The following is a 7,979-nucleotide window of genomic DNA, read 5'->3' as shown; positions in this document are numbered from 1 at the left end:
GACGGCACGCGAACGGGAAGGCGGGCGAAAGAGCAGACACAGCGACAGAGCGGGCACGACAGGCGCCGGAACCGGCCCGGCGCCTTCTCCATTCAAGTTTCTTGCCGCCCGCGGCAGGCGGCGGCAGCGGGTGCGCCCGGCCGGGCCGCACGCTTCATCCGCGCGGTTCAACCGCCCAAAGCGCAGGCGGCCGGACCGTTCCGCTGCCTCAGCGCCGGGCAGCCCGGCGCATGAGCCATGCGCCCGCGGGGCTTGCCGGCCGGCCGCGGCAGCGCGATAACCACCCCTGACTTCATTGCCATGCCAGTGACGACAGGTGTGCGAAGAACCGGGACGGCACCCGCGCCGGCTGCAAGGTTCCCACATCCCGGCGGGACTGTCCTCAGCCTTTGCCCGCCTGCCGCCCGTTATCCCCGGTCTCCGCCCCCGGGCTCAGCTTTTGTTTTTGCAAGATGGCCAACCAGTCCTGCCCGGCCGTGCCCGGCACCGCCCGCAACTACCGTCTCACGGCGCTCATCATCGCCGGCGCGCTGTTCATGGAACAGCTCGATGCCACGGTGCTGACCACAGCGCTGCCGGGCATGGCCGCCGATTTCGGCGTCTCCGTGCTGCACATGAGCGTGGCGCTCACATCCTACCTGATCGCGCTCGCCGTCTTCATTCCCGCCTCCGGCTTCGTGGCCGACCGCTTCGGCTCGCGCAACGTGTTCGCCGCCGCCATGGTGCTGTTCGCGCTGGGTTCGGCGGCCTGCGCGCTCACCACCAGCCTGCCGATGCTGGTGGCCGCCCGCCTCGTGCAGGGGCTGGGCGGCGCGATGATGATGCCCGTCGGCCGCCTCGTGCTGCTGCAGAGCGTGGAAAAGCGCGATTTCGTCGCCGCCATGGCGTGGATGACGGTGCCCGGCCTGCTCGGGCCGATGGTGGGCCCGGTGGTGGGCGGCTTCTTCACGACCTACCTGTCATGGCACTGGGCGTTCTATATCAACCTGCCGATGGCAGCCGTCGGCGTCATCGCCGCCTTCAGCGTCATCGAGGACGTGCGCAGCCCCGCCCCCGGACGGTTCGACGGCATCGGCTTCGTTCTGTCCGGCGCGGCACTGGCCAGCCTCGTGTTCGGGCTGGAAACGCTGAGCCGGCGGACCGGCTCCGACCTGCTGGCGGCATCGCTGGTGATGGCCGGCATCGGCTTCGGCATCGCCTACGCCGTCCACGCCCGCCATCATGTCCGCCCCATCCTCGACCTGACGCTGCTGAAGGTTTCCACCTATGCCGCCTCGGTCTATGGCGGCTCCCTGACCCGCATTGCCGGCGGCGCGCTGCCGTTCCTGCTGCCGCTGATGATGCAGACCGGCTTCGGCATGAGCGCAGCCGAAAGCGGCCTCATCACCTTTGCCGCCGCCGGCGGCTCCTTTGCCATGAAGATCGTGGCCCGGCCGATCCTGCGCCGTTTCGGCTTCCGCTCCACCATGGTGTGGAACGCGGTGCTCTCGGCGCTGCTCATCGCCCTTATCGGCGCCTTCCGTCCGGGCTGGCCGCTGCCGGTGCTCTATCTGGTGCTGATCGCCGCCGGCTTCTTCCAGTCGCTGCAGTTCACCGCCTGCAACACGGTCGCCTATACCGACCTGCCGCGCGCGCGCATGAGCGCCGCCACCAGCCTCTACACCACCATCCAGCAGATGGTGCTGTCGCTCGGCGTGTGCACGGCCACCGGCGTGCTGGCGGCCGCCGTCGCCCTCGACGGGCGCACCGCGGAACAGCTGGTGCCGGCCGACTTCACCGCCGCCTTTGTCGCAGTGGCGGCCTTTGCCATGGCGGGTACCCTGTTCTATGCCCGCATGCCGGCCGATGCCGGCGCCGACATGAGCGGCCACCGCCCGAAGCAGAAACGCCGCGCCTGACAATCCCGTTCCGGAGGACTTCCCGATGAAGCTGTTCGATGCAGAAGCCGTCCGGAAGGGCCTCGGCTGGCCGGACCTGATCGCCGCGCTGAAGGCGATGTTTGCCGCCGGCTGCGAAACGCCGCCGCGCCCGCACTACACCGTGCCCGGCGGCACGCTGCTGCTGATGCCGGCCTGGAGCGCCGGCGGGCACATCGGCGTGAAGATCGTCAACGTCTTCCCCGGCAATGCCGACAAGGGTCTGCCGGCGGTTTCCTCCGCCTACATGCTGAGCGACGGGGCGACCGGGGCCATGATCGCCCAGATCGACGGCGGCGAACTCACCTCGCGGCGCACGGCGGCGGCCTCGGTGCTGGCGGCCACCTTCCTGGCCCGGCCGGCCTCCACGGTGCTGACCGTGTTCGGCACCGGGCGCGTCGCCACCAACCTGATCGACGCCTACTGCGCCACCTTCCCCATCGCGCAGGTGCGCATCGTCGGACGCGATGCCGCCCGCACCCGCGCCTTTGCCGCCGACCACGCCCGCCCCGAGGTTGCCTTCACAGCCTTCACGGATGCCGCCGAAGCCGTTTCCGGGGCCGATATCGTCGCCGCCGCCACCCTCTCCACCCGCCCGCTCATTCCCGGCGCAGCCCTTTCGCCCGGCGCCCACGTCGATCTCGTCGGCGGCTTCCGCCCCGACATGCGCGAGGCCGACGATGCGGTGTTCGCCCGCGCGGCGCTCGTGGCGGTCGACACCCGCGAGGGCGCGCTTGCCGAGGCCGGCGACATCATCCAGCCGCTGGCCTCCGGCGCGCTCAGTGAGGCGAAGATCGCCGCCGACCTGTTCGATCTGTGCCGCGGCACCCGCCCCGGCCGCACCGACCCGGCCGCCATCACGGTATTCAAATCCGTCGGCGCCTCGCTGGAGGATCTGGCCGCCGCCAGCCTGCTCGCCCGCAGCGCCGGACTGTGACGCCCTCCCCCCGCACCACGAGAGGCCCGCGGTGAGGCAGAAAGCCGTTACCCTGAAGGACATCGCCGCGGCAGCCAATGTCTCGCGCGCCACCGCGGCGCGGGCGCTCAACAGCTATGGCTATGTCGGCGACGAGACCGCCATGCGGGTGCTGGAGGCGGCCGAAAAGCTGGGCTACCGCACCAACCGCGTGGCGCAGGCGCTGCGCAGCGGTCAGTTGCCCATCGTCGGCTTCGTGCCCGGCGATATCCAGAACCCGTTCTTTGCCCGCATCGCCCACGATGTGGAAACCGAGCTGCGCCGCAAGCACCACAATCTGCTGATTGCCAGCAGCGAGGAATCGGTGAAGCAGGAGAAGGAACTGCTGGAGAGCCTGCGCGCGCTCGGCATCGGCGGCTTCATCGTGGCCCCGGCCTCCGCCACCGACACCCGCCACATCGCCAGCCTTGCCCGCGAAGGGGCGCAGTTCGTGCTGATCGACCGCGCCGCCCGCGCGGTGCGCTGCGACAGCGTGGTGGTCGACAATGAGGGCGGCGCGCGCGAGGCGGTGAGTTATCTCATCGCCAACGGCCACCGCCGCATCGGCTTCCTGCGCGACGATTCCCACATCTTTACCGCTCAGGAGCGCCTCGCCGGCTATCAGAACGCCCTCGCCGCCCACGGCATTGCCGCCGACGACAGCCTGATTTCGGTTTCCCGCTCGGCGGTGGAACACGCGATCGAGGCCACCATCCGCCTGTTCAGCCGGCGCGAGCGGCCGAGCGCGCTGTTCACGGTGGACAGCCTGATGACCCAGGGCGCCCTGCTCGGCCTGCGCACCATGGGGCTCAGCATTCCCCACGATGTGTCGCTGATCGGCTTCGACGATTTCAATCTCGCGACCTTCACCGATCCGCAGATCACCGTCGTCGCCCAGCCCACCGCCGAGATCGGCCCGCTTGCCGCCAGCATGCTGCTGGAGCGGCTCGCCGGCGCCACGATGCCGCCGCGGAAGGTGCGCTTCCCCACCCGGCTGGTGATTCGCGGCTCCGTCTCCCACCCCTGAACTGCCTGATCCTGCGGCGGGATTTCCGCCTGCCGGCGCATTTTTCGCGCCCGTGCTTGCCAAGCGCGGCGATGTGTGTCCTACTGAGCTTATGTGAGATCGATCTCACAACGAAATCAGCGCCGATAATCAGATAACTCTGCAGTCATCTGCAGGGAATATCCCCTTTCGTGCCAGCTCGTGACACTCAATCCAACGCATATGGAAAGAGAATATGCTTAATTTTGACAAGGATCGCTTTGTAGGTATTCAGAGCGGTGCCATCTCTATCGCCGATGATGTGCGATCCCTCATGAAGAAGCTGATTTCGGGCGGCGCGGAACGCCTGTTCTTCATGGGCACCGGCGGCGTTCAGCTCCTCACCCTGCCGGCTATCGAGCTTGCCGGCCGGCTGTCCACCTTCCCGGTCGCCTCCGCCTTCCCGGCGCAGGTGGTGCTCGATCCGCCGGCCGGCCTCGATGACAAGGCCGTGGTGGTCATCCCCTCGCTGTCCGGCACCACCCGGGAAAGCGTGGAGCTGCTGTCCTTCCTGAAGGCGCGCGGCTGCATCACCATCACGCTGACCGGCCACAAGGACACGCCGCTGGCGCAGGAAGCCGATTACAACTTCACCAACTTCGCCGAAGACGACACCTCCTCGGAGATGTTCTATCTGCAGACGCTGCTGATCGTGCTGGCGCTGCTGGCCGAGCGCGGCGAATATGCCGGCTATGAGGCGACCGTTGCCGAACTGAAGACGCTGCCGGAGCTGCTGGTCGGCGTGAAAGCGGCCTTCGAGGATACCGCCGCCCAGCTTGCCGCCACCATCAAGGACGAAAACTACCACATCTTCACCGGCGCGGGGTCGGTGTGGCCGGAGTCCTATTATTACGGCATGTGCATTCTGGAGGAGATGCAGTGGATCCGCACCCGTCCGGTGCATGCGGCCGACTTCTTCCACGGCACGCTGGAACTGGTGGAGCCGGGCGTCAGCGTGTTCGTGTTCAAGGGCGAGGACAAATACCGGCCGCTGTCGGACCGGGTGGAGAATTTCGCCCGCCGCTACACCGACCGCGTCCGGGTTCTGGATGCCGCCGCAGCACCGCTGCCGGGTATTTCGCCGGAGGTGCGCGCCCTGATTTCGCCGGTCATTCTGGCCACCGAGCTTGAGCGCCTCAGCGCTCATCTGGAGGTGCTGCGCCAGCACCCGCTGACGACCCGCCGTTACTACAAGCGCGTCGAATACTGATCCCATAAACAGACTCAGATAAAACCTTCCGGAAGGAGCTGCTTTATGAAACGTTCCCTGCATCTGGCGGCGGTCGCGCTGACTGCCGTCTCCGCCTACAGCCTGACTGTCGGTCAGGGCTTCAGCGGCGCCTCCCGGGAGGCCGTCACGGCCGATCCCAACGCCAAGGTCGACTATGACGGCACCCTGACGGTGCTCACGAAGTTCGGCCTGCAGCAGCTTTCGCCCTATTTCGTCAATCTGGCGAAAGAATACGAAAAGCTACACCCCGGTGTGAAGATCGAGCTCATTCAGGAGAGCGACGACAGCATCAAGGGTAAAACCAAGACGCTCGTCGCCTCCAACTCCATGCCGGACATCTATTTCTCGTGGACCGGCAGCTGGGGCGAGAACTTCGTGCGCGGCAAGCGCGCCGTGGATCTGACGGAAGTCATCGGCCCGGACACCGCCTGGGGCAAAACCCTGACGCCGGCCGCCGTCAAAGCCTTCCAGTACAATGGCAAGCTCTATGGCATCCCGCTTTATCTCGATGCCAAGTTCATGGGCTATAACAAGAGCATCTTCGAGAAGAACGGCCTGAAGGCGCCGGAAAATCTCGAAGATCTGCTCGCGTCCTGCGACGTCCTGCGCAAGGCCGGCACCACGCCGATTTCGTTCGGCAACAAGGAGGCCTGGCCCGCCGTGCATTATGCCGGCCAGCTGCTGGCCTACAACGTGCCGCAGGCGACCCTTGAGCGCGATTTCAACCCCAAGACCGCCCAGTATACCGATCCCGGCTATGTCGCGGCGCTGACGCAGTTCAAGGACATCATCGACCGCTGCACCGACGGCACGGCCACCAACGGCACCTCTTATGCCGCGGCACTGCAGTCCTTCAGCAACACCACTTCGGCGATGTATTATCAGGAGATCCTTGAGTTCGACCAGAGCGCATCCAAGGACAGCCCGCTGAAGATCGAAGACTTCGGCTTCTTCCGTCTGCCGCCGCCCAAGGACGCCAAAGGCGACACGGCAGCCATCGAGGGGGCGCCGGAAGGCTACATGATCAGCACCACCTCGAAGAACATCCCGCTGGCGATCGACTTCATGGAGTTCGTCACCTCTGTGCCGAACGCCAGGGTGCTGTCGGCCCCGCCCTATGGCCAGCCCAGCGCCACCCTCGGCGGCGGCTCGCCGGACGACATGAACCCGGCCGTGGTGGCCGGCATGGCCGATATTGCCAGGGCGTCCTATCTGATGCCGTGGCTCGACACCGCCAACCCGCCGCGGGTGGCTTCTGCCTGGCTTTCCAGCCTGCAGGCGCTGGCCGGCGGCACCATGACCCCGGATCAGGTGGTCGAGAAAGTGCGGCAGGCCGCCGCCGCCGAGCGCAAATGACGCGCCCCGGCCAGACTGAGACGCGCGCCGCCCTGCCGGGTGGCGCGCCCGCCGGGCCGGCGGCAGGGGCTGCCTTCGCCCGCGTGCGCAACTGGCTGTCGCTGCGCTGGGCTGCTCTGGCGCTCCTTCTGGTCGGTATCTTCGTCTATTATCCCATCTTCGACAATTTCCGCGTCAGCACCACCGACGAGGACATCTATACGGGCGAGCTCTCCTATGTCGGCCTCGGCAACTATGTCCGGCTGATGCACGACCCCGTGGTGTGGAGCGCCCTCGTCAATAACGTGCTCTATGCCGTTCTCTCGGTGGTGTTTCAGGTGTTCGGCGCCTTCGTGCTGGCAGCCCTGATCGAGGGCCTGAGCAACGAGGGCTGGCGACGGTTCTGGCGGGCGGTCTATTTCATCCCCTCCGCCATTTCCGTCACCGTGTCGGGTCTGCTGTTCTATTTCATCTACCAGCCCAAAATCGGCCTGCTCAATGCCGCACTGGCCCATCTGGGCCTCGGCGGGCTCATTCAGCCGTGGCTCGGCGGCGAGCACACCGCCATCTATGCCATCATCGCTATGAGCCAGTGGCAGGGCTTCGGCTATTCCACCCTGTTGTTTGCCATCGCCATCCAGAAGATCCCGCGCGAGCTTTACGACGCCGCCATCATCGACGGCGCCGGCCCGCTGCGCCGGATGTGGAACGTGACGCTGCCCCTCACCCGCGAAATGACCGGCCTGATGATCATCGTCACCATCACCGGCGCCTTTCAGGTGTTCAACGAAGTCATGGTCATGACGGCCGGCGGCCCCAACAACAGCAGTCAGGTGCTGGGAACCTGGCTCTATCAGCAGGGCTTCATCGAGAACAATTTCGGCTACGGCGCAGCCATTGCCGCGGTGATCTTCGTCGTGACGCTGCTCACCGGCCTGGCCCAGCTCTGGTACACCCGGCGACGGAGGGTCGAACTGTGAACGCCATGCCCGCCGCCTCTCCCGTGCGCCCGCGCAGCTTCGCCACCGTGCTTGCCCGCGTGTCGCTGTGGACCTTCCTCGTCGCCCTCGGCATCGTCGTGCTCTATCCGCTGTTGTGGATGACCCTCAACGGCTTCAAGAACAACACCCAGATCTTCGGCGATCCCTTCGCCCTGCCGACGCAGTGGACATGGAAAAACTATGTCGATGCGTGGAATCAGGGTGTGCGCGACTATGTGCTGGTCAGCCTGATCGTCACCGTTCTGTCCGCCATTGCCACGGTGTTCATCAGCGCCTGGGCAGCCTATGGCCTGACGCGCACCGCCCTGCCGGGAAAACCGGCCATCGTCGCCTTCATTCTGGGCGGGCTGATGCTCAGCCCCACCGTGGCGCTGATCCCGCTGGTGAAGATGCTGCAGGCGATCGGGCTCTATAATTCGTTCTGGGCGCTGATCCTGCTCTACACCGCCTTCCGCATTCCCTTCACCACCTTCCTGATCCGCGCCTACATGCTGGA

At 66.4% G+C, this 7,979-nt stretch carries 6 protein-coding genes and 1 pseudogene; all 7 read left to right on the top strand.

The window, feature by feature from the left end:
* Positions 1-452 precede the first annotated feature (452 nt).
* A complete protein-coding gene (locus tag V7067_RS08060; RefSeq protein WP_334175375.1) occupies positions 453-1,898 on the top strand; it encodes an MFS transporter in 1,446 nt (481 codons plus the stop codon).
* 25 nt (positions 1,899-1,923) lie between these two features.
* On the top strand, positions 1,924-2,853 hold the full coding sequence (locus V7067_RS08055; RefSeq protein ID WP_334175374.1) for an ornithine cyclodeaminase family protein: 930 nt from the start codon (positions 1,924-1,926) through the stop codon (positions 2,851-2,853).
* Positions 2,854-2,884: 31 nt separating this feature from the next.
* Positions 2,885-3,898, top strand: coding sequence for a LacI family DNA-binding transcriptional regulator (locus V7067_RS08050; RefSeq protein ID WP_334175373.1), 1,014 nt, complete (start codon positions 2,885-2,887; stop codon positions 3,896-3,898).
* 214 nt (positions 3,899-4,112) lie between these two features.
* Positions 4,113-5,126, top strand: coding sequence for an SIS domain-containing protein (locus V7067_RS08045; RefSeq protein WP_334175372.1), 1,014 nt, complete (start codon positions 4,113-4,115; stop codon positions 5,124-5,126).
* 45 nt (positions 5,127-5,171) lie between these two features.
* Positions 5,172-6,503, top strand: coding sequence for an extracellular solute-binding protein (locus V7067_RS08040; protein WP_334175371.1), 1,332 nt, complete (start codon positions 5,172-5,174; stop codon positions 6,501-6,503).
* Entirely contained in the window at positions 6,500-7,462 is a 963-nt protein-coding gene (locus V7067_RS08035) for a sugar ABC transporter permease (RefSeq protein WP_334175370.1), read from the top strand. The genes V7067_RS08040 and V7067_RS08035 overlap by 4 nt, the downstream gene beginning before the upstream one ends.
* A 5-nt stretch (positions 7,463-7,467) precedes the next feature.
* Positions 7,468-7,979: pseudogene (locus V7067_RS08030) on the top strand (carbohydrate ABC transporter permease); the annotation flags it as partial.

The organism is Pseudoxanthobacter sp. (assembly GCF_036822375.1).
Lineage (GTDB): Bacteria > Pseudomonadota > Alphaproteobacteria > Rhizobiales > Segnochrobactraceae > Pseudoxanthobacter.
Note: the sequence above shows the minus strand (reverse complement) of the source record. Positions and strands in the feature narration are given on the sequence as shown.